This is a genomic window from Acinetobacter sp. YH16040_T (genome assembly GCF_024605785.1).
In the GTDB taxonomy this organism is placed as follows: domain Bacteria; phylum Pseudomonadota; class Gammaproteobacteria; order Pseudomonadales; family Moraxellaceae; genus Acinetobacter; species Acinetobacter amyesii.
The window spans coordinates 2,703,916-2,721,606 of sequence record NZ_CP094541.1 but is presented as its reverse complement, the minus strand read 5'-3'; the positions used below and the strand labels follow the sequence as shown (position 1 = coordinate 2,721,606).

Annotated in this window: 18 protein-coding genes, 2 rRNA genes and 2 pseudogenes; 10 read left to right on the top strand and 12 right to left on the bottom strand. The window is 42.7% G+C overall.

Features of this window, described 5'->3' with window-relative positions; genetic code table 11:
- The first annotated feature begins 148 nt into the window (after positions 1-148).
- Positions 149-3,042, top strand: a 23S ribosomal RNA gene (locus MST16_RS13305).
- 176 nt (positions 3,043-3,218) lie between these two features.
- Positions 3,219-3,333, top strand: a 5S ribosomal RNA gene (gene rrf, locus MST16_RS13300).
- A gap of 138 nt (positions 3,334-3,471) precedes the next feature.
- Here rrf and MST16_RS13295 read toward each other — a convergent pair.
- Positions 3,472-3,597 (bottom strand): annotated as a pseudogene (locus MST16_RS13295) (hypothetical protein); the annotation flags it as partial.
- Positions 3,598-3,854: 257 nt separating this feature from the next.
- Here MST16_RS13295 and istA point away from each other — a divergent pair.
- The 3 genes and pseudogenes from istA to MST16_RS13280 form a co-directional block, all read left to right on the top strand.
- Positions 3,855-4,874: an IS21-like element ISAba8 family transposase gene (gene istA / locus MST16_RS13290; RefSeq protein WP_180008621.1), complete on the top strand. Its 1,020-nt coding sequence runs from the start codon at positions 3,855-3,857 to the stop codon at positions 4,872-4,874.
- Positions 4,874-5,647: an IS21-like element ISAba8 family helper ATPase IstB gene (istB, locus tag MST16_RS13285; RefSeq protein WP_001053379.1), complete on the top strand. Its 774-nt coding sequence runs from the start codon at positions 4,874-4,876 to the stop codon at positions 5,645-5,647. Before istA ends, istB begins: the two co-directional genes overlap by 1 nt.
- Positions 5,648-5,722: 75 nt before the next feature.
- Positions 5,723-5,929: pseudogene (locus MST16_RS13280) on the top strand (IS3 family transposase); the annotation flags it as partial.
- A 141-nt stretch (positions 5,930-6,070) separates the two neighbouring features.
- On the opposite strand, the gene MST16_RS13275 reads toward MST16_RS13280, so the two are convergent.
- The 3 genes from MST16_RS13275 to MST16_RS13265 are packed head-to-tail and all read right to left on the bottom strand — an operon-like array spanning position 6,071 to position 7,840.
- The gene (locus MST16_RS13275) at positions 6,071-6,712 is read right to left on the bottom strand and encodes a hypothetical protein (protein WP_180011643.1); all 642 of its coding nucleotides are present in this window, start codon (positions 6,710-6,712) and stop codon (positions 6,071-6,073) included.
- Positions 6,713-6,730: 18 nt separating this feature from the next.
- Positions 6,731-7,159 carry a ClpXP protease specificity-enhancing factor gene (locus tag MST16_RS13270; protein ID WP_078194278.1) on the bottom strand — a complete coding sequence of 143 codons (429 nt, stop codon included), beginning with the start codon at positions 7,157-7,159 and terminating at the stop codon, positions 6,731-6,733.
- Positions 7,160-7,186: 27 nt separating this feature from the next.
- On the bottom strand, positions 7,187-7,840 hold the full coding sequence (locus MST16_RS13265) for a glutathione S-transferase N-terminal domain-containing protein (RefSeq protein ID WP_180011641.1): 654 nt from the start codon (positions 7,838-7,840) through the stop codon (positions 7,187-7,189).
- A 164-nt stretch (positions 7,841-8,004) separates the two neighbouring features.
- Here MST16_RS13265 and MST16_RS13260 point away from each other — a divergent pair, with 164 nt between their 5' ends.
- A complete protein-coding gene (locus MST16_RS13260) occupies positions 8,005-8,250 on the top strand; it encodes a hypothetical protein (protein WP_180011640.1) in 246 nt (81 codons plus the stop codon).
- A 62-nt stretch (positions 8,251-8,312) separates the two neighbouring features.
- Here the strand turns inward: MST16_RS13260 and rpsI are convergent, their stop codons facing one another.
- Complete coding sequence (gene rpsI, locus MST16_RS13255) at positions 8,313-8,699, bottom strand: 30S ribosomal protein S9 (RefSeq protein ID WP_180092304.1); 387 nt, start codon at positions 8,697-8,699, stop codon at positions 8,313-8,315.
- Between the two features lie 12 nt (positions 8,700-8,711).
- A complete protein-coding gene (gene rplM / locus MST16_RS13250) occupies positions 8,712-9,140 on the bottom strand; it encodes a 50S ribosomal protein L13 (protein ID WP_004722943.1) in 429 nt (142 codons plus the stop codon).
- A 661-nt stretch (positions 9,141-9,801) separates the two neighbouring features.
- On the opposite strand from rplM, the gene pdxA reads away from it, so the two are divergent.
- The 4 genes from pdxA (at position 9,802) to MST16_RS13230 (ending at position 13,359) form a co-directional block, all read left to right on the top strand.
- Positions 9,802-10,785: a 4-hydroxythreonine-4-phosphate dehydrogenase PdxA gene (gene pdxA, locus MST16_RS13245; RefSeq protein WP_180011638.1), complete on the top strand. Its 984-nt coding sequence runs from the start codon at positions 9,802-9,804 to the stop codon at positions 10,783-10,785.
- Positions 10,786-10,854: 69 nt separating this feature from the next.
- Entirely contained in the window at positions 10,855-11,664 is an 810-nt protein-coding gene (locus tag MST16_RS13240) for a pilus assembly protein PilJ (protein WP_257245654.1), read from the top strand.
- 30 nt (positions 11,665-11,694) lie between these two features.
- Positions 11,695-12,507 carry a 16S rRNA (adenine(1518)-N(6)/adenine(1519)-N(6))-dimethyltransferase RsmA gene (gene rsmA / locus MST16_RS13235; protein WP_180011634.1) on the top strand — a complete coding sequence of 271 codons (813 nt, stop codon included), beginning with the start codon at positions 11,695-11,697 and terminating at the stop codon, positions 12,505-12,507.
- A gap of 6 nt (positions 12,508-12,513) precedes the next feature.
- The gene (locus MST16_RS13230) at positions 12,514-13,359 is read left to right on the top strand and encodes a symmetrical bis(5'-nucleosyl)-tetraphosphatase (protein WP_180011632.1); all 846 of its coding nucleotides are present in this window, start codon (positions 12,514-12,516) and stop codon (positions 13,357-13,359) included.
- Positions 13,360-13,411: 52 nt separating this feature from the next.
- On the opposite strand, the gene MST16_RS13225 is transcribed toward MST16_RS13230, so the two are convergent.
- The 6 genes from MST16_RS13225 to hflX all read right to left on the bottom strand — a co-directional run bounded on the left by MST16_RS13225 (position 13,412) and on the right by hflX (position 17,582).
- Positions 13,412-13,858, bottom strand: a complete 447-nt coding sequence (locus tag MST16_RS13225; RefSeq protein WP_078194271.1) for a DUF2147 domain-containing protein — start codon at positions 13,856-13,858, stop codon at positions 13,412-13,414.
- A 143-nt stretch (positions 13,859-14,001) separates the two neighbouring features.
- Positions 14,002-14,451, bottom strand: a complete 450-nt coding sequence (locus MST16_RS13220) for a DUF2147 domain-containing protein (RefSeq protein ID WP_168379558.1) — start codon at positions 14,449-14,451, stop codon at positions 14,002-14,004.
- A 60-nt stretch (positions 14,452-14,511) separates the two neighbouring features.
- Positions 14,512-14,964, bottom strand: coding sequence for a DUF2147 domain-containing protein (locus MST16_RS13215; protein WP_111884999.1), 453 nt, complete (start codon positions 14,962-14,964; stop codon positions 14,512-14,514).
- Positions 14,965-15,212: 248 nt separating this feature from the next.
- Positions 15,213-15,887, bottom strand: coding sequence for an LrgB family protein (locus MST16_RS13210; protein WP_078190106.1), 675 nt, complete (start codon positions 15,885-15,887; stop codon positions 15,213-15,215).
- A gap of 11 nt (positions 15,888-15,898) precedes the next feature.
- Positions 15,899-16,270, bottom strand: coding sequence for a hypothetical protein (locus tag MST16_RS13205; protein WP_168379556.1), 372 nt, complete (start codon positions 16,268-16,270; stop codon positions 15,899-15,901).
- Between the two features lie 43 nt (positions 16,271-16,313).
- Positions 16,314-17,582 (bottom strand): ribosome rescue GTPase HflX, encoded by a 1,269-nt coding sequence (hflX, locus tag MST16_RS13200; protein ID WP_216076664.1) that lies wholly within the window; start codon positions 17,580-17,582, stop codon positions 16,314-16,316.
- Between the last annotated feature and the right edge of the window lie 109 nt (positions 17,583-17,691).

The following is a 17,691-nucleotide window of genomic DNA, read 5'->3' as shown; positions in this document are numbered from 1 at the left end:
TAGCGAAATTAACTGAATCAAGCGTTTTGGTATATGAATCTAATTGAAGCTGTACAGTGATTAAGTTCACGAGACTCTAACTGTGGCGATTAAGTTCGCAACGCAACATCTTCACTTGTAGGAGATGGGCGACTGTTTGGGGTTGTATAGTCAAGTAATTAAGTGCATGTGGTGGATGCCTTGGCAGTCAGAGGCGATGAAAGACGTAATAGCCTGCGATAAGCTCCGGGGAGGCGGCAAATATCCTGTGATCCGGAGATTTCTGAATGGGGAAACCCACCCGCTATAAGGCGGGTATCATAAACTGAATACATAGGTTTATGAGGCGAACGAGGGGAAGTGAAACATCTCAGTACCCTTAGGAAAAGAAATCAATTGAGATTCCCTCAGTAGCGGCGAGCGAACGGGGAAAAGCCCATTAAGTTATCTAAGCTTTAGTGGAACGCTCTGGGAAGTGCGACCATAGTAGGTGATAGTCCTGTACGCGAAAGGGCTTAGATAATGATGTCGAGTAGGGCGAGGCACGTGAAACCTTGTCTGAATATGGGGGGACCATCCTCCAAGGCTAAATACTCCTGACTGACCGATAGTGAACCAGTACCGTGAGGGAAAGGCGAAAAGAACCCCTGTGAGGGGAGTGAAATAGATCCTGAAACCGCATGCATACAAGCAGTGGGAGCCAACTTGTTTGGTGACTGCGTACCTTTTGTATAATGGGTCAGCGACTTACATTCAGTAGCAAGGTTAACCGATTAGGGGAGCCGTAGAGAAATCGAGTCTTAATAGGGCGTTTAGTTGCTGGGTGTAGACCCGAAACCGGGTGATCTATCCATGAGCAGGTTGAAGGTTGGGTAACACTAACTGGAGGACCGAACCCACTGTCGTTGAAAAGCCAGGGGATGACTTGTGGATAGGGGTGAAAGGCTAATCAAACTCGGTGATAGCTGGTTCTCCCCGAAAGCTATTTAGGTAGCGCCTCGGACGAATACCATTGGGGGTAGAGCACTGTTTCGGCTAGGGGGTCATCCCGACTTACCAAACCGATGCAAACTCCGAATACCAATGAGTACTATCCGGGAGACAGACTGCGGGTGCTAACGTCCGTAGTCAAGAGGAAAACAATCCAGACCGCCAGCTAAGGCCCCAAAATTATAGTTAAGTGGGAAACGATGTGGGAAGGCATAGACAGCTAGGAGGTTGGCTTAGAAGCAGCCACCCTTTAAAGAAAGCGTAATAGCTCACTAGTCGAGTCGGCCTGCGCGGAAGATGTAACGGGGCTAAAACTATATGCCGAAGCTGCGGATTTACACATTAGTGTAAGTGGTAGGGGAGCGTTCTGTAAGCCGATGAAGGTGGATTGAGAAGTCCGCTGGAGGTATCAGAAGTGCGAATGCTGACGTGAGTAACGACAAAACGGGTGAAAAACCCGTTCGCTGAAAGACCAAGGGTTCCAGTCCAACGTTAATCGGGGCTGGGTGAGTCGACCCCTAAGGCGAGGCCGAGAGGCGTAGTCGATGGGAAATTGGTTAATATTCCAATACTTCAGTGTAATGCGATGAGAGGACGGAGAAGGTTAAGTCAGCCTGGCGTTGGTTGTCCAGGTGAAAGGAAGTAGGCATGTATCTTAGGCAAATCCGGGGTACTCTATGCTGAGATCTGACAGCAAGCTGTACTTGTACAGTGAAGTGGCTGATACCATACTTCCAGGAAAAGTCTCTAAGCTTCAGTTACACTGGAATCGTACCCGAAACCGACACAGGTGGTCAGGTCGAGTAGACCAAAGCGCTTGAGAGAACTCTGCTGAAGGAACTAGGCAAAATGGTACCGTAACTTCGGGAGAAGGTACGCTGCTTTTGGTGATGGAACTTGCTTCCTGAGCTGAGAGCAGCCACAGAAACCAGGCCCCTGCAACTGTTTATTAAAAACATAGCACTCTGCAAACACGAAAGTGGACGTATAGGGTGTGATGCCTGCCCGGTGCTGGAAGGTTAATTGATGGGGTTAGCGTAAGCGAAGCTCTTGATCGAAGCCCCAGTAAACGGCGGCCGTAACTATAACGGTCCTAAGGTAGCGAAATTCCTTGTCGGGTAAGTTCCGACCTGCACGAATGGCATAATGATGGGGGCGCTGTCTCCAGCAGAGGCTCAGTGAAATCGAAATCGCCGTGAAGATGCGGTGTACCCGCGGCTAGACGGAAAGACCCCGTGAACCTTTACTGCAGCTTGACATTGAACTTTGATCTTACTTGTGTAGGATAGGTGGGAGGCTTTGAAACCGAGACGCTAGTTTCGGTGGAGCCAATCTTGAAATACCACCCTGGTAATATTGAGGTTCTAACTCTGTCCCGTTATCCGGGACGAGGACCATGTCTGGTGGGTAGTTTGACTGGGGCGGTCTCCTCCTAAAGAGTAACGGAGGAGTACGAAGGTGCGCTCAGCGTGGTCGGAAATCACGCGTAGAGTATAAAGGCAAAAGCGCGCTTAACTGCGAGACCCACAAGTCGAGCAGGTACGAAAGTAGGTCTTAGTGATCCGGTGGTTCTGTATGGAAGGGCCATCGCTCAACGGATAAAAGGTACTCTGGGGATAACAGGCTGATACCGCCCAAGAGTTCATATCGACGGCGGTGTTTGGCACCTCGATGTCGGCTCATCTCATCCTGGGGCTGAAGCAGGTCCCAAGGGTATGGCTGTTCGCCATTTAAAGAGGTACGCGAGCTGGGTTTAGAACGTCGTGAGACAGTTCGGTCCCTATCTACCGTGGGCGCTGGAAATTTGAGAGGATCTGCTCCTAGTACGAGAGGACCAGAGTGGACGAACCTCTGGTGTACCGGTTGTGACGCCAGTCGCATCGCCGGGTAGCTATGTTCGGAAGGGATAACCGCTGAAAGCATCTAAGCGGGAAGCCTACCTCAAGATAAGATTTCCCTTGGACTTTATGTCCACTAAAGAGCCGTTGAAGACTACGACGTTGATAGGTTGGATGTGGAAGTGCGGTGACGCATGAAGCTGACCAATACTAATTGCTCGTGAGGCTTGACTATACAACACCCAAACAGTTGTATGTAAAGCATCAATTGATTCGATATTAAGCAAAATAACTTGATTTAGTTAACGCTTAAGAACAAAATATGCAACTTAGATATGATCTGTTAATAACTCATTTGACCAAGCAACGGCACTGAAAAGATAAGACCAAATGCAAAGTCATAACAGTTGTGCTGGCGACAATAGCAAGAGTGAACCACCTGATCCCTTCCCGAACTCAGAAGTGAAACCTCTTAGCGCTGATGGTAGTGTGGGGTTACCCATGTGAGAGTAAGTCATCGCCAGCTCATTATTCGAAACACCCCCTGATACGTCAGGGGGTGTTTTTTTATGTGCGAAGAAAAAGGGAAAGGAAAAAGATAGAGGGGGATACGGAAATTAAGCGTTGGATATCCAACGCTATAAGTTTACATAGAACGATAAAATTATCTTAACTGACGTCGTGCATGCTTTAATGCTGTTCTTAACCCTTCTTCTAAAGTTGGATGATAGAAAGGTTTATCCAAAATTTCATGAATGGTTCGTTCTTCTGAAATCATCCAAGCTAACATAAGCCAATGACTGCATAATTTGAATTGTGGGCGGGTATCCAACGAATATCATGGTCCATTCTGACCAAGGCTCACAGCACTGTAGTCGTGATTTTAGAGCGCTATTATTGATGAATAACTGCATCCAAAGCATGTCTAGACGAGGCCTTGCGCAGTATATTGCTCATGGTGTTAGCGGCAGTGTAAAAATGACCCCCTAATGGCATTTAAAAACTGACCCCCTTGGTTAATATAGCGGTCATTTTGGACTGCTCAACATGTTAACTTTGGAGCAAGCAGTGACAATCCAAATACTTCATCAACAAGGTAAATCTATTAAAGCCATTAGTCGTGAACTGGGGCTATCCAGAAATACCGTACGTAAATATTTACGGCAAAACACCACACCTCAGTATCAGCGTATACAGCCTAGAATAAGTATCCTTGACCCATATAAACCCTATTTACTCCAACGTGTAAACGCAGCTCATCCTGAATGGATTCCTGCTGTCGTGCTCTACCAGGAAATTTTAAGGTTGGGATATCCAGGAAAGATCAGGATCTTGAGGGAATATCTTGCAACATTAAAACCAGTTGCTCAACCGGAACCGATCATTCGTTTTGAAACCCAACCTGGCCAACAAATGCAAGTGGATTTCACCACGATTCGACGTAACAACACGACTTTAAAAGCTTTTGTCGCAACATTAGGGTATTCCAGAGCGACTTTCGTGAAATTTTATGATCATGAACGTACCGATGCATGGATCGATGGTCTAGAAAATGCATTTCAGTTCTTTGCAGGAGTACCTCAGGAAATACTGTTTGATAACGCTAAAACGATCATGATTGAACGGGATGCCTATCAGGAGGGGCAGCATAAATGGAATCCCAAACTGCTCGACTGCGCCAAGAAATACAGCTTTCGTCCTCGCGTATGTAAGCCCTACCGTGCACAGACCAAAGGCAAAGTTGAACGCTTTAATGGATACCTCAAATCAAGCTTTATTGTGCCATTGAAAGCAAGCCTGAAGACTTCGGGTTTACTGTTAGATGTTGATGTCGCCAATGCCCTCATTGGCCGGTGGCTGCATGAAACCGCCAATCAGCGGATTCATGCCACCACGCAAGAAAAACCGGCTGTTCGACTGCAACAGGAGCAGCAAAAATTTACGCCATTACCGCAATCAGATACGGGTTCTGGCACTGTACCTGTTGCAGCAGCACAGCATGTCATGCCCTACGAGAGTTTGCAGCATCCCTTATCGGTATATGACCAGTTGCTGGGAGTTTCCTGATGAATCTGCAATACGACCGTATAGAGCAACTTTGCCAAAAGCTCAATCTGCCTGCCATCGCATCACAATGGTCACATCATGCACAACAAACATTAGGTCAAGATGGAAGTTATGCCGACTTTGTTGAAGCGATCTTGACGCATGAATATGCTGCCAGGCAACAGCGCAGTCAGCAGGTACTGATGAAACTCTCAGGCCTGCCTCAAGTCAAAACCCTGGAAGACTATGATTTTAATTATGCCCTAGGGGCCCCTAAATCACAGGTGATTGAACTGTTCAATCTGAGCTTTATTGCTAGAGCAGAAAATGTGGTGTTTCTCGGGGCTAGCGGAGTAGGAAAAACGCACTTATCTATGGCATTAGGCTATAAGGCCATCATGAACAACATTAAGATCAAGTTCATTACCGCCGCCGATCTCATGCTGCAACTGAGTACAGCCTATCAGCAAGGTAAACTGAAAACCTATATGCAACGTGCGGTACTGGGACCAAAGTTACTGATTATCGATGAAATTGGTTATTTACCGTTTGGACGTGAAGAAGCGAATCTGTTCTTTAACGTGATTGCCAAGCGTTATGAAAAAGGCAGTACGATATTGACGAGTAACTTACCCTTTAGCCAGTGGTCCAAATCCTTTGCAGATGATGTCACGTTGACCGCTGCGATGTTAGATCGGTTATTGCATCACTGTCATGTGGTACAAATATCGGGTGAGAGTTATCGTTTGAAGGATAAAAAAAGAATTGGGATTCAGCCCCAGGTTGAAACTTAATACGAGATCAAAGGGGTCAATTTTACTTTGCCATTTGAAAGGTAAAAGGGGTCAATTTTAGAATGCCGTTGACAATGGGATAATGCAGTAACAGAAAGCTTCTTTCACACATTTAAAGGTCATGTGGTACATGGCAGTGTATTTTTGACCCGAAAAGAAGCCAATGTTGTCTTGTTTGACTATATTGAGATTTACTACAATCGAGTGAGAAGGCACTCTGCAAATGGTTGGTTAAGCCCAGAAGCCTTTGAGCAGAAATATTTTAAGAATTTAGAGGGATAGGTTGTCCACGATACTGCCTGGGATCATTATTTGGCTACCTTTATCGGGTAAATTTTATATTTAAAATATCAATATCCTAAATATTCGATTAAAAAAAACCTGCTTAAAAAGCAGGTCATTGATTTAGAAAAATGAAGTCACTTAAGCAAAAATATTACAAGCTGCAGATGCTAGAATCCATAAAATCACCACTGCAACGATAGGCTCTACAATTTTTGACCAAGTTGGTACTTGTACTTCAGTTGTCACGTCATCTTGCGTATGTTGTTGATTAACCATTTGATTGAACTCCTTCATTGATGCTTCTAATGATATCTCTTCTTGCAGATTTGGTTTAGAACCAAGGAGCTCTGTTAGGTTGTTTGTTGACCAAACCCAATCATCCGCTTGACCAGAAAGATGTTCAATTTGTCCATTGAGTAATTCTCGAATACTTTGTGGCGAATGTGAGCCTGTATCATGAAGTTGTTTTAATTCATTTAATTGTAAATGAAAAACTTCTGTAGTTAGGTTTTCGAGTTCAGAGCGTTCTAATGTTGATGCATTTGAAGGGTTTGTAGTGAGATGGCGTGAAACTTCCTGAATATAGAGTTCATCAGGCTGAGTAATTTCTTGATAAACCTTTTCGCCATTAATGCGTAGCTGATGAATTAATTCACCTAAAGTTAATGCATTAATTTCACGTATATGTTGACGTTTTTCTTCACGATTTAAATGACTTAAAAGCGTAGGCTTTTGAGATTCTATTTGTTCGACAAAATATTGTACTAAATCAAAAGCCATTATTCGCTTCCTTATTCTTTAATCGAGCAACCTTAAACCTGGTTTTTTCTTCGGCTGCTCTTGTTGTTCTTGGTCGTTTGATTTTAAAGCATTTTGATCATTCTGAATACCTTCATATTCTTGAGGATCGAAGAACATGCCTTGACCATTTTCACGTGCATAGATACCTAGAACAGCAGAAAAGGGGATATAGAGGTTTTGCGAAACGCCACCAAAGCGTGCAGAGAAAGTAATCGTCTCATTGCTCATGTGTAGCGCATGCGTTGCATGAGGTGCGATATTCAGGACAATTTGGCCATCTTGGATATATTGAACTGGCACCATCGTACCATTCTGTGTCGCATCGACAAGTAGGTACGGTGTAAGTTGATTGTCACAAATCCATTCATAAAGTGCCCGTGTTAAGTATGGACGCGTTGGAGTGAGTTGTAGTTCCTGTTCAGACATAATGCTTACTCGAATATTTATGGGAAATTAATTTTTTGCTAAAAGCTCGCTATAGCGATTTTTTTCCTGCAATGTCATCGATTTGATAAATGCAGGACGGCTAAAGATGCGTTGGCAATAGAGAAATATAGGGCGGCATTGCTGTTTGGGAAGCTCAATCCCCATGGCTTTTAGGCGCAGAAATACAGGTGCGAGCATACAGTCTAACATGCTAAATTGTTCAGACATAAAATAAGGATAATGCTGAAACAAGGGGGTAAGTGAAATAAGTGTATCACGTAATTGTTTTTGTGCTTTTTGCTTGGCTTTTTCATCGAGGGTATCGGGATGGCGAAGCATAATATCGGCAAGTTTTAACCAATCTTGTTCGAAGCGCCATACATATTGACGTTGCTCTGCACGAGGCATGGGTGCATCTGCATACAGTTTATTTTGACGATATCGGTCATCCAGATATTCGGCAATAATACTGCTGTTATAGAGTTTTAGGCCATTTTCAATCATCATCGGAAGTTGATTGTAGGGATTTAAACTCGCAAGATCTTCGTCTTCATCATCAGCAATAATTAAATTATGTTTGATTTGCTTCTCTGCAAGTACATAGCGTATCCAGTGTGAGCGAAAGTCATCCGCATGACTGTAAAGCGTAATCCCTTGGAGAGGTGCATTTTCGACTGACATAATCCGAGACGATGAGAAATGAATAAGATAGGATACTAAAATTAGACAGTAAAATCACGGAGACTTTAGCAATATCAATGCCGCTACAGCGAAAATTACAGTTTTGTTTTATTTGATATTATCTGATAGATTTTCATGTCATTCATTTACCTGATCATCACCGCATGATGACCATTGCACTTGTACAAAAAATATTATTTTTCGCTGCTGTTATTTTTATGGGCATTGGCTTTTATACGGCACTCGCTGGAGGTTATGCCTCTGATTATGGAGCAGAGGATGATAGCCCAGAACAAAAAAGCAAAATGACCATCTGTACAATTACACTAACACTGTCGGTTATATGCTTAATTGCGAGTTTGAGTCTCTTTGTTTATCGGATCATTGTTCTATTTGCATCATCTTCATAAAAATTAAGACATAAAAAAACCTTGGCATAAGCCAAGGTTTTTTGTCCGATTCGGTAAACGAATTAACGTTTAGAGAATTGAGGACGTTTACGAGCTTTACGTAAACCAAGTTTCTTACGTTCAACTTCACGAGCATCACGAGTAACGAAACCAGCTTGACGAAGAGCAGGTTTAAGAGTTTCGTCAGAAGCGATCAATGCATGAGTAATACCGTGACGGATAGCGCCTGCTTGACCACCGATACCACCACCAGCAACAGTGATGTAAAGGTCATATTTCTCAGTAGCTTCTAAAAGCTCAAGTGGTTGGTTAACAACCATACGAGCAGTTTCACGACCGAAATATTGTTCTAAAGAACGGTTGTTGATTACGAGTTTACCAGTACCAGCTGATAGGAAAACACGTGCAGTTGCGGTCTTACGGCGACCTGTACCATAGTTAGTAGCCATGTGCTGTATCCCTTAGATGTCCAAAACTTGTGGCTGTTGAGCAGTATGTGGATGCTCAGTACCAGCGTACACTTTCATTTTCTTGATCATTGCATAACCAAGAGGACCTTTTGGCAACATGCCTTTTACAGCACGTTCGAAGATTTCTTCTGGTTTGTGAGCAACTAATTTTTCGAAATTAGTTTCACGAATACCACCAGGGAAACCAGTGTGGCGATAATATTTCTTATCAAGTGATTTTTTACCAGTCACTTGAACTTGCTCAGCATTGATAACAACGATGTAGTCACCAGTGTCAACGTGAGGAGTATAAGAAGTTTTGTGCTTACCGCGTAAACGACGAGCGATTTCAGTCGCAAGGCGACCTAAAGTTTTGCCAGAAGCATCAACAACGTACCAGTCGTGTTGAACTTCAGCTGGCTTAGCGCTGAGAGTTTTCATTAAACCACTACCTATTATAGTTGGTTTGGACTATGGAAGCTGTCCAAACAAAAGGAGACGCGATTCTATACGAATACGTGAAGAATCACAAATGAAAATATAAAATTTCAAGCGCTGTATTGTAGTATATTTCTTCAGCAATAAACAGTAGATAATCCAGAAATTATAAAAAAAGCGGATGAAAGTAAATCATGTCGAATTCTAATCTGTTAAAAAACACATCTGAACCCTTATTTTGCGACATTGGTGGTATTTAATGGGCTTATGTAGCACCTTGATTTTAAGCCCAACTTTTTTGTATTTGGTATATTTGCATGGGGCGGATGGTGCGATCATCGTTTTGTTGATGATGCTCACTTTATTTTTCCTTAGTTATTTATTGGTTTATCTGTTGATTGGATTATTGCTTGTGAGCGTTATGTCTTTTTGGTTGATAACGAAGTACCCGCAGCATGTGTCAGTCGTTCAGCGCGGCATTATGATTCTTATTTGCATTGATTTGGATCATTGACATTTTAGGTTTTGCTTTCGATTTCATTCCATACAATGTCGTACAACGCGCTTATTTTTGAGTTTTGTCAGGTATTTTTAGTCAATAAAATTAGGTCTGTCATGTGCATCACACAGTATAATAATGTTATTGCACACACAGGATAGACCCATGCTGCCTTTATATATCACGAGCGGTGAACCCGCAGGTATCGGACCTGATATTTGTTTGAGCTTAGCCAATCGAATAGATGAAAGGCCAATTGTGGTTCTTATTGATAAAGATTTGCTGATCAAGCGTGCTCAACAGTTAAAGCTCGAAGTTGAACTGATTGACTATGTTGGGCAGGAAGCGTCGGCAGCTCTAGGTCAGCTTTATGTGGAACATGTACCTGTGGCTAAATCTGTCATCGCAGGTCAGTTAGATGTGAACAATGCAGCCTATGTGTTGGAGCAATTACGGCGTTCTGCAGATTATGCGATGTCTGGCAAAAGTGTTGGTGTTGCAACTGCACCTGTGCAAAAGTCGATTATTAATGATGCCGGTATCCATTTCAGCGGACATACGGAGTTTTATCAAGAATTTGCAGGCGTTGATCGTGTCGTGATGATGCTTGCGACCAAAACGCTCCGTGTCGCATTGGCAACTACACATTTACCGCTTCGTGATGTAGCCGATGCCATTACTCAAGAACGTTTGCATCAAGTCATCGATATATTAATTCATGACTTAAAAACCAAATTTAAAAAAGATCATCCGCATATTTTAGTCTGCGGTCTAAACCCACATGCGGGTGAAGATGGCTATTTGGGCATGGAGGAGATTGAAGTGATCAATCCGGTGCTAGAGCGTTATCGCGCTCAAGGGGTGAATATGAGCCTGAGCTTACCTGCCGATACCTTATTTACCCCTGAAAATTTAAAAGATGCCGATGCGGTTTTGGCGATGTATCACGATCAGGGCTTGCCTGTGTTAAAGTCGCAGGGCTTTGGCGAAGCCATCAATATCACTTTGGGCTTACCGTTTATTCGGACTTCAGTGGATCACGGCACAGCACTGTCACTGGCTGGAACTGGTCTTGCTAAAAGTTCGAGTTTACAGGTGGCGGTTGATTTGGCTTTAGAATTAGCACGTGCGAAAAATAACGAAACTTAATAATAAAGGTTTGAATTTTATATGAATAATAGTAAAAAATTATCAAAAATAAAACAGGAAAATAACAAGATGCTTAGGGCGAAATCGATCATTCGCCCATTTTTTGGGATTGCGTTAGCGTTGATGCTGTCAGCATGTTCAACGCTCGCTACAGATCATCATTTTTGTGAATTAAAAGTATTATCGCTGCAAATTCCAAAACAGACGGAAGGATTTATACGTTTTGCATTACCGGGTGCTGTGGATGGCTTTAAACATAATCAGCAAAAATTTAATCAAGCGCTGACCGCGGTGCATAAAAAATATGCGAATCGTGATGGAGCTGATAAAATGCTTCAAGATGGACAGGCAATCAATGCTAATATTGATCTGCTTGTACAGCATCAAAATAGCCTGAGTGCGCTATATGAATATCAACTTCTTGTAAGTGAAACCATTCCAGGTATTCAAGCTGAATATAACATTCTGGCTGATATGATGGCTAGAGCAAACAATTCAGCTATTCAAGCAATGATTGCCAAAAATCAAGTCTATATTGCGGGACGAATGTTGAGTTCTTTGCTGAAGTTAACTGATGTAAATTCTATTCATCCAGACGATTTAGATGACTTTTTAGCAGATTTTGAAACTTTCAATATTTTTTTGAAGGCTCAACTGAATGGTAATCCCGAACTCGGTGTAGAGCGCGTAAACAATGCTGAAATGCGTGAAAGTTTGCTCTCCATTCAGGCTGAAACTGAAGAAATGATGAAATCTGAAACAATGGCTTTGTTGAAACAAAGAGAGCCATTGCTCAGTGTAATTAACGCGGCTCGGGATAATGTGGCCAAGTCCGAAGAAATTTTTGCTCGCTTGAGTGAATTTGCATCAAGTCAGTAATCGTTGTAATAAACCTATGCGGAGAATTTTATGTATCAAATTAATGCCCTAAACCCAAAAGATGAAGGGCATCACACGCGTAAGCGGTTTGGACAGAATTTCTTACATGATCAACGTGTTATTGCCAAAATTGTACGTTCGGTAAATCCGCGTACTGGTGACAATATTGTCGAAATTGGTCCCGGTCTTGCCGCGCTTACATCGCCTTTAATTGGTGAATGTGATGCTCTAACTGTGGTTGAGCTGGACCGTGACTTAGCTGCAGGTTTGCCGGGCCGTGTGCCGCATCCTGAGCGCTTGACCATTGTTGAAACCGACGCGCTGAAATATGACTTTACCGAGCTGTTTGCCGAAGGCCGTCCTCTGCGCGTGGTTGGCAACTTGCCGTATAACATCTCGACTCCGCTGCTGTTTCATCTCTTGGAGTTTGGCGACAAAGTCAAAGACATGCACTTCATGCTGCAAAAAGAAGTCGTGGACCGTATTACCGCTTCACCGAATACTAAAGAATATGGTCGTTTATCGGTGATGATTCAATATTTCTGCAAACCGACGTTTTTATTTGAAGTGCCACCGGGCTCATTTAATCCGCCGCCAAAAGTCACCTCTGCGGTATTCCGTTTAGAGCCTTATGCCGTTAAACCGATTATGGCGAAAGATGAAAAAGCGCTTGCGCGTTTAGTTTCACATGTCTTTACTCAGCGCCGCAAGACCTTGCGTAACAGCTTAAAAGGCATGTTGGTTGAAGATGGTTTTGAAAATGCAGGGGTTGATCCAATGGCGCGTCCAGAAACCCTAACACTTGCAGAATTTGTCGCATTAGCAGATCAAATGGTGGCTTAAATAATTATGACTCGCAATATTCGCTATAACTATGTCATTGGTGATGTTCAAGGCTGTTTTGAAGCATTAAAAGCTTTACTGAAAGAGATTAAGTTTGATGCAGACCAAGATTTTATATGGTTTGCCGGTGATCTCGTCGCACGGGGTGAAAACTCGGTAGGCGCTTTGCGGTTCATCAAAAAATTAGTGGATAGTGAAGTTGCGGCGACGGTACTGGGCAATCATGATCTGACTTTGCTGGCATGCGCTCGCGGTATTAAGGATATCAATCCTAAAGACAATATCGATGATGTGATTCACGCTTTAGAAAGTGATGATTTGATTGATTGGTTACGCAAGCAGCCGCTGTGTCTATTTCCGAATGAGCAAACCATTTTGACTCATGCGGGTATTCCTTTGAATTGGACTGCGCAGCAAACCGCAGACTTGGCAAAGGAAGTGGAAGCGGTGATTGGTCATGACGACTTTGATGTGGTCGATGCGTTTCTTCAAGTGATGTACGGTAAAGAGCCGAACCTATGGTCGGATGATTTGTCTGGTCATGCGCGCTTACGCTGTATTACCAACTATTTGACCCGCATGCGCTTAACCGATGTAGAAGGTCGATTAGAGTTCAGTTTTAAAGATTCACTCGATGACCCTATGCCGAAGGGTTTTAAGCCATGGTTTGAGTTTGAGTCACAAGCAGCTCAGACCCATCAAATTCTTTTTGGTCATTGGGCTGCTTTACAAGGAAAAAGCATTTCAGCAAAAATCCAAAATGTGGATGGCGGATGTGTCTGGGGCAATCAGTTGATGGCCTATCGTTTAGAAGATCAGCACATGTTTGCTGTCGATAATCCTGTAATGTAAGTATTTAAAAATAAAAAAGCCGCATTGATGCGGCTTTTTATTGGTGTGAGGATTAGTCTAAACGAATCCAAGTTTGGTTACGACCTAAGACTGAAACGCCAATACTTGCACGGATCGAAATACGTTTTCCTGTGCTGTTTAAGCGCACTTTAGCATCATAAACTTTGCCAGAAAGAGGGTCGATAATACGACCTTTTTCATAATTATTTGTATTATTAATTTGCTTTAAACCTTTAACAATTTCCATGCCGAGAATCGGTTGGTTGGTATAAGGCGCAGGGCACTTATTACAGTTTTTTTGCGGTGTATAGCCCGGACGTGGTGTAATTTTAATAATTTTACCGGTATAGGTATTATTTGATTCTTTGTGAATCGAAATAATTGCTTTAGCCGCTCCTGTTTTATCGTCAATTTGTTGCCACGTGCCAGCAATGTCATTTGCAAATGCACCATTCATCAATCCGAATGTGCAAAGGCTGAATAATATTTTTTTAAACATAATCGCTTGTCCCCGAGAAGCATGATTTATGAGCACGTATGTTAGAAAGTTTACGAGAATAGTCAACTTTAATTTAAAAATAATTTGAAGATATTCGGAATAAGAAAAACCGCCATGTCGGCGGTTTTTTTACTTGTTTGAGGTTACTCTTGGCGAATCCAAGTTTGGCTACGACCAAGTGCAGAAACACCCATATAGCCACGTAGCGTGAGACGTTTGCCACTGGCATTTAAACGGATTTTTGTGTCGTAAACTTTGCCTGAAAGAGGGTCAATAATACGGCCTTTGTCGTAGTTATTGGTCCCTTCAATATGTTTTAAACCTGTTAAGATATCAAGGCCTAAGATTGGCTTGTTTTTGTAGGGTGCAGGGCAGTTTACGCAGGTGTCGCGTGGTGTATAGCCCGGACGCGGCGTCACTTTGATGATTTTACCCACGAATGTGCCATTACTTTCTTTACGGATTTCAATAATGGCTTTTTGTGAACCTGTTTTATCATCAATTTGTTGCCAAGTCCCTGAAAGGTCTTGAGCAAAAGCTGAACCACTCATTACAGCAGCTAAGAATAAGAGGCTCACTTTTAATTTTTTCATCAGATATTCCCTGTAGGTGGTTCACCTATGTCAAATCAATTTACTGAATAAATTTAAAATTTATTCAGCGCGAATCCATGTCTGTGTACGACCAATCGCGGAAATCCCCAGATATCCACGTAAATGTAAGCGCTTACCATTGGCAGAAATTTTGCCTTTTAAGCTGTAAATTTTGCCTGCTAAAGGATCAATAATTTTTCCTTGAGAGTAGGTGTTTTCACTTTCAAGTTTCAGCCCCTTAAATACATCCATCCCTAAAATAGGCTGGTTGGTATAAGGTGCAGGGCAATTCACACATTTTTCCTTTGGTGTATAACCCGGACGTGGCGTCACTTTGACAATTTTGCCGGTATAGGTGTCTTTGGCATCTTTTCGAATTTCGATCAGTGCTTTAGGCGAACCGGTTTTATCGTCAATTTGTTGCCAAGTCCCTGTAAGATCTTGAGCATAGAGTGCAGAGCTTGTGACTACGGCACCGAATAATGCAGCCCATTTCAAACTTTTTTCGATCATATTAATAATCCTTTATCAATACACTTTGTAAGGGTTTATTGATCATACTAGGTAATATTTGAACTTAGAGCAACTACTCTAAGTATAAATATTTACATTTTATTCGGGAAAGTTGACATGTTGCACAAAAGTGACTTTACCAAAAATGTAACATCCACAGCACATCATTCAATGTGTTGTGGCGTACCCTTGAATTTATATTAAGTTTATTTTTTATACAAAACAATCATTTAAAAGTGATTGCTCAGTCACATATTTTGTAGATAGAGTATGAAAGTTGGCAACCAGATTGCTGTGAATACTGCATTTACCGCCATGCCAAATGCCGCATAGCGCCCAGCAATGCTGCCGCGCTGCCAAGCTTGAGCTGTGCCAATCGCATGTGCAGCAAGTCCTAAGGCGAGTCCTGATGCACGTTCATCATGAATATTTTTAAGTATGATGGGTGAAAATGCTGCACCAATCACCCCTGATAAAATCACAATCAAAATCACCAAAGGAATCGGGGAATGCAACAGCGTGGCAATGTTGATGGCAATAGGGGTGGTCACTGCCCGTGTAGCAAAAGCCATAATGGTTGGATCTGACAAATGCAGCAAATAAGCCAGCCCCATAGGGAGGGCAACGGCACTGATACTGGCAAAGACTAAAATCCCGCCCACGGCTTTTAATGGTAAGTCATCGTAACGCATCGCTGCTAAAGGAATGGCTAGAGCCACCGTGACATAGCCGAGTAAGTTATTGAATAGTGGATTCACCTGCGCCATATAACTTTCATAGGAAATGCCAAACAGATAGAGCATACCAATGACGAAAAACATCCCAATCACAATCACGGGGATTTGCGGTAATTTTTTATTAATGGGTTTTGCGACAAGATAGGCGATCAGGGTAATGATGAATCCAGAGATGATTGAAAGCATGTTGATTCTCCTTATAGCCATTTCTTAGACATTTTTGCGTAGACCCACAGCGGTATGAGGGTGCTGACAAAGAGAACAATCAAAAACATTGGAATTTCATCACCTAAATGCATCATCATCAGCAATGAGCCTGCACTAATGGGTAAGAAGGCAAAGGCACTTTCTTTCATGATTTTATTATTGGTATCGACCAAACTGGCTGGAATTTTGTTGAATTTTCTCCAAAATGAAAGCACGATCAGCAAGCTAATCAGTCCGACGAGATTACCTAATTCTGGGTGACTGAATTGCTTCATGACCCAGACCGCACCTTCACGGAAAAGAATAATTAATGCAAGAGTGCCTATCCAGGCTTTCCAGTCGATGCGCTTGATCCAGTCCATTTTTGTCTTTCGTTAAAATTATACAAATCAAGTTTTAACCGATTTAATCTTTAATTTCAAATTCTTCAAGAGGATGTTGGAATTGTTGCGCACGTGTTCCCAAAATTTCATCAATGGGTAAATGCGCCTGTTTAATCAGTTGTTCTAACTTATGTGGGGCAATGATGACATGCAAAATTAAGTTGCCTTGTTCATCATAACTTTCATTTTGGATCACATTGAGCGCATATAGTTGTGTTCTTAATTTACCATAAGCCGGTTTTAGATGGACTTCAAAGCTTTGAATTTGACCCATTAAGCATTCTTGAACCGCTTGGCGTAATAAGGGTAGACCTTTACCACTATGTGCTGAGACATAGACACGTTCCGGCTGATGTGGCTTGCCATAGATGATTTTAGGATCTTCGCCACTGACATCAATTTTGTTATAAACGCGCAGAATCGGAACATCGACACCAATTTCTTTCAGTACTTTTTCGACAGCCTCGATTTGTTCCATCATGTCTGGACTGCTGGAGTCAATGACATGTAACAATAAGGTCGCCTCCAAGGTTTCTTCTAAGGTGGCTTTAAAGGACTCGACCAATGAGTGCGACAAATTACGCACAAAACCTACAGTATCTGCGAGAACTAAGTTGCCGATACCATCCCAATGTAGACGGCGTAAAGTTGGGTCAAGTGTCGCAAAAAGTTGGTCTGCTGCATAGACATCACTTTTTGCTAAATTATTAAATAAGGTCGATTTACCCGCATTGGTATAACCCACCAATGACACGGTTGGAACAGCAGCTTTTTGACGTGCCACACGACCTTGCATACGTGTTTGGCGGACTTTCTCAAGTTTCGCTTTGAGTTGCCCCATACGGAGCTTGAGTAGCCGACGGTCAGTTTCAAGCAGGGTTTCACCCGGTCCACGTAAGCCAATCCCGCCTTTTTGGCTATCGAGATCGCCACGACTACGAATCAGTCGTGAAGCCATATGTTGTAATTGGGCCAACTCAACTTGCAATTTACCTTCATAGGTGCGTGCGCGTTGAGCAAAAATATCTAAGATTAATTCCGTGCGATCGACCACACGACATCGCATGATGCGTTCAAGATTACGTGCTTGGGCAGGGGTGAGGGCATGGTCAAAGATGACCAATTCTACTTCATGCTCTGCAACCACTTCTGCAATTTCTTCCGCCTTCCCTGAGCCGATAAATAATTTGGCATCAGGCTTAATACGCTGAGCATGCACATGTTGCAGAATATTGGCACCTGCAGATTGAGCAAGTAAGTGGAATTCTTCGGCATCAAGGTCTGCAAGCATTTGTACTGCCACACTGACTAAAATTACGCGTTCACCGCTCGCTTGATGTTGATTTAAATTTTCCACTCAGCACACACTCCTGTTTAAAGATTCATTTTAGGCGAAAATG

Bases quoted from the DNA above. Each gene is read 5' to 3' on its own strand.
- istA (WP_180008621.1), top strand. From the start codon at position 3,855: ATGTTAACTTTGGAGCAAGCAGTGACAATCCAAATACTTCATCAACAA.
- istB (WP_001053379.1), top strand. From the start codon at position 4,874: ATGAATCTGCAATACGACCGTATAGAGCAACTTTGCCAAAAGCTCAAT.
- MST16_RS13275 (WP_180011643.1), bottom strand. From the start codon at position 6,712: ATGGCTTTTGATTTAGTACAATATTTTGTCGAACAAATAGAATCTCAA.
- MST16_RS13270 (WP_078194278.1), bottom strand. From the start codon at position 7,159: ATGTCTGAACAGGAACTACAACTCACTCCAACGCGTCCATACTTAACA.
- MST16_RS13265 (WP_180011641.1), bottom strand. From the start codon at position 7,840: ATGTCAGTCGAAAATGCACCTCTCCAAGGGATTACGCTTTACAGTCAT.
- MST16_RS13260 (WP_180011640.1), top strand. From the start codon at position 8,005: ATGATGACCATTGCACTTGTACAAAAAATATTATTTTTCGCTGCTGTT.
- rpsI (WP_180092304.1), bottom strand. From the start codon at position 8,699: ATGGCTACTAACTATGGTACAGGTCGCCGTAAGACCGCAACTGCACGT.
- rplM (WP_004722943.1), bottom strand. From the start codon at position 9,140: ATGAAAACTCTCAGCGCTAAGCCAGCTGAAGTTCAACACGACTGGTAC.
- pdxA (WP_180011638.1), top strand. From the start codon at position 9,802: ATGCTGCCTTTATATATCACGAGCGGTGAACCCGCAGGTATCGGACCT.
- MST16_RS13240 (WP_257245654.1), top strand. From the start codon at position 10,855: ATGCTTAGGGCGAAATCGATCATTCGCCCATTTTTTGGGATTGCGTTA.
- rsmA (WP_180011634.1), top strand. From the start codon at position 11,695: ATGTATCAAATTAATGCCCTAAACCCAAAAGATGAAGGGCATCACACG.
- MST16_RS13230 (WP_180011632.1), top strand. From the start codon at position 12,514: ATGACTCGCAATATTCGCTATAACTATGTCATTGGTGATGTTCAAGGC.
- MST16_RS13225 (WP_078194271.1), bottom strand. From the start codon at position 13,858: ATGTTTAAAAAAATATTATTCAGCCTTTGCACATTCGGATTGATGAAT.
- MST16_RS13220 (WP_168379558.1), bottom strand. From the start codon at position 14,451: ATGAAAAAATTAAAAGTGAGCCTCTTATTCTTAGCTGCTGTAATGAGT.
- MST16_RS13215 (WP_111884999.1), bottom strand. From the start codon at position 14,964: ATGATCGAAAAAAGTTTGAAATGGGCTGCATTATTCGGTGCCGTAGTC.
- MST16_RS13210 (WP_078190106.1), bottom strand. From the start codon at position 15,887: ATGCTTTCAATCATCTCTGGATTCATCATTACCCTGATCGCCTATCTT.
- MST16_RS13205 (WP_168379556.1), bottom strand. From the start codon at position 16,270: ATGGACTGGATCAAGCGCATCGACTGGAAAGCCTGGATAGGCACTCTT.
- hflX (WP_216076664.1), bottom strand. From the start codon at position 17,582: ATGCTTGCAGACCTTGATGCCGAAGAATTCCACTTACTTGCTCAATCT.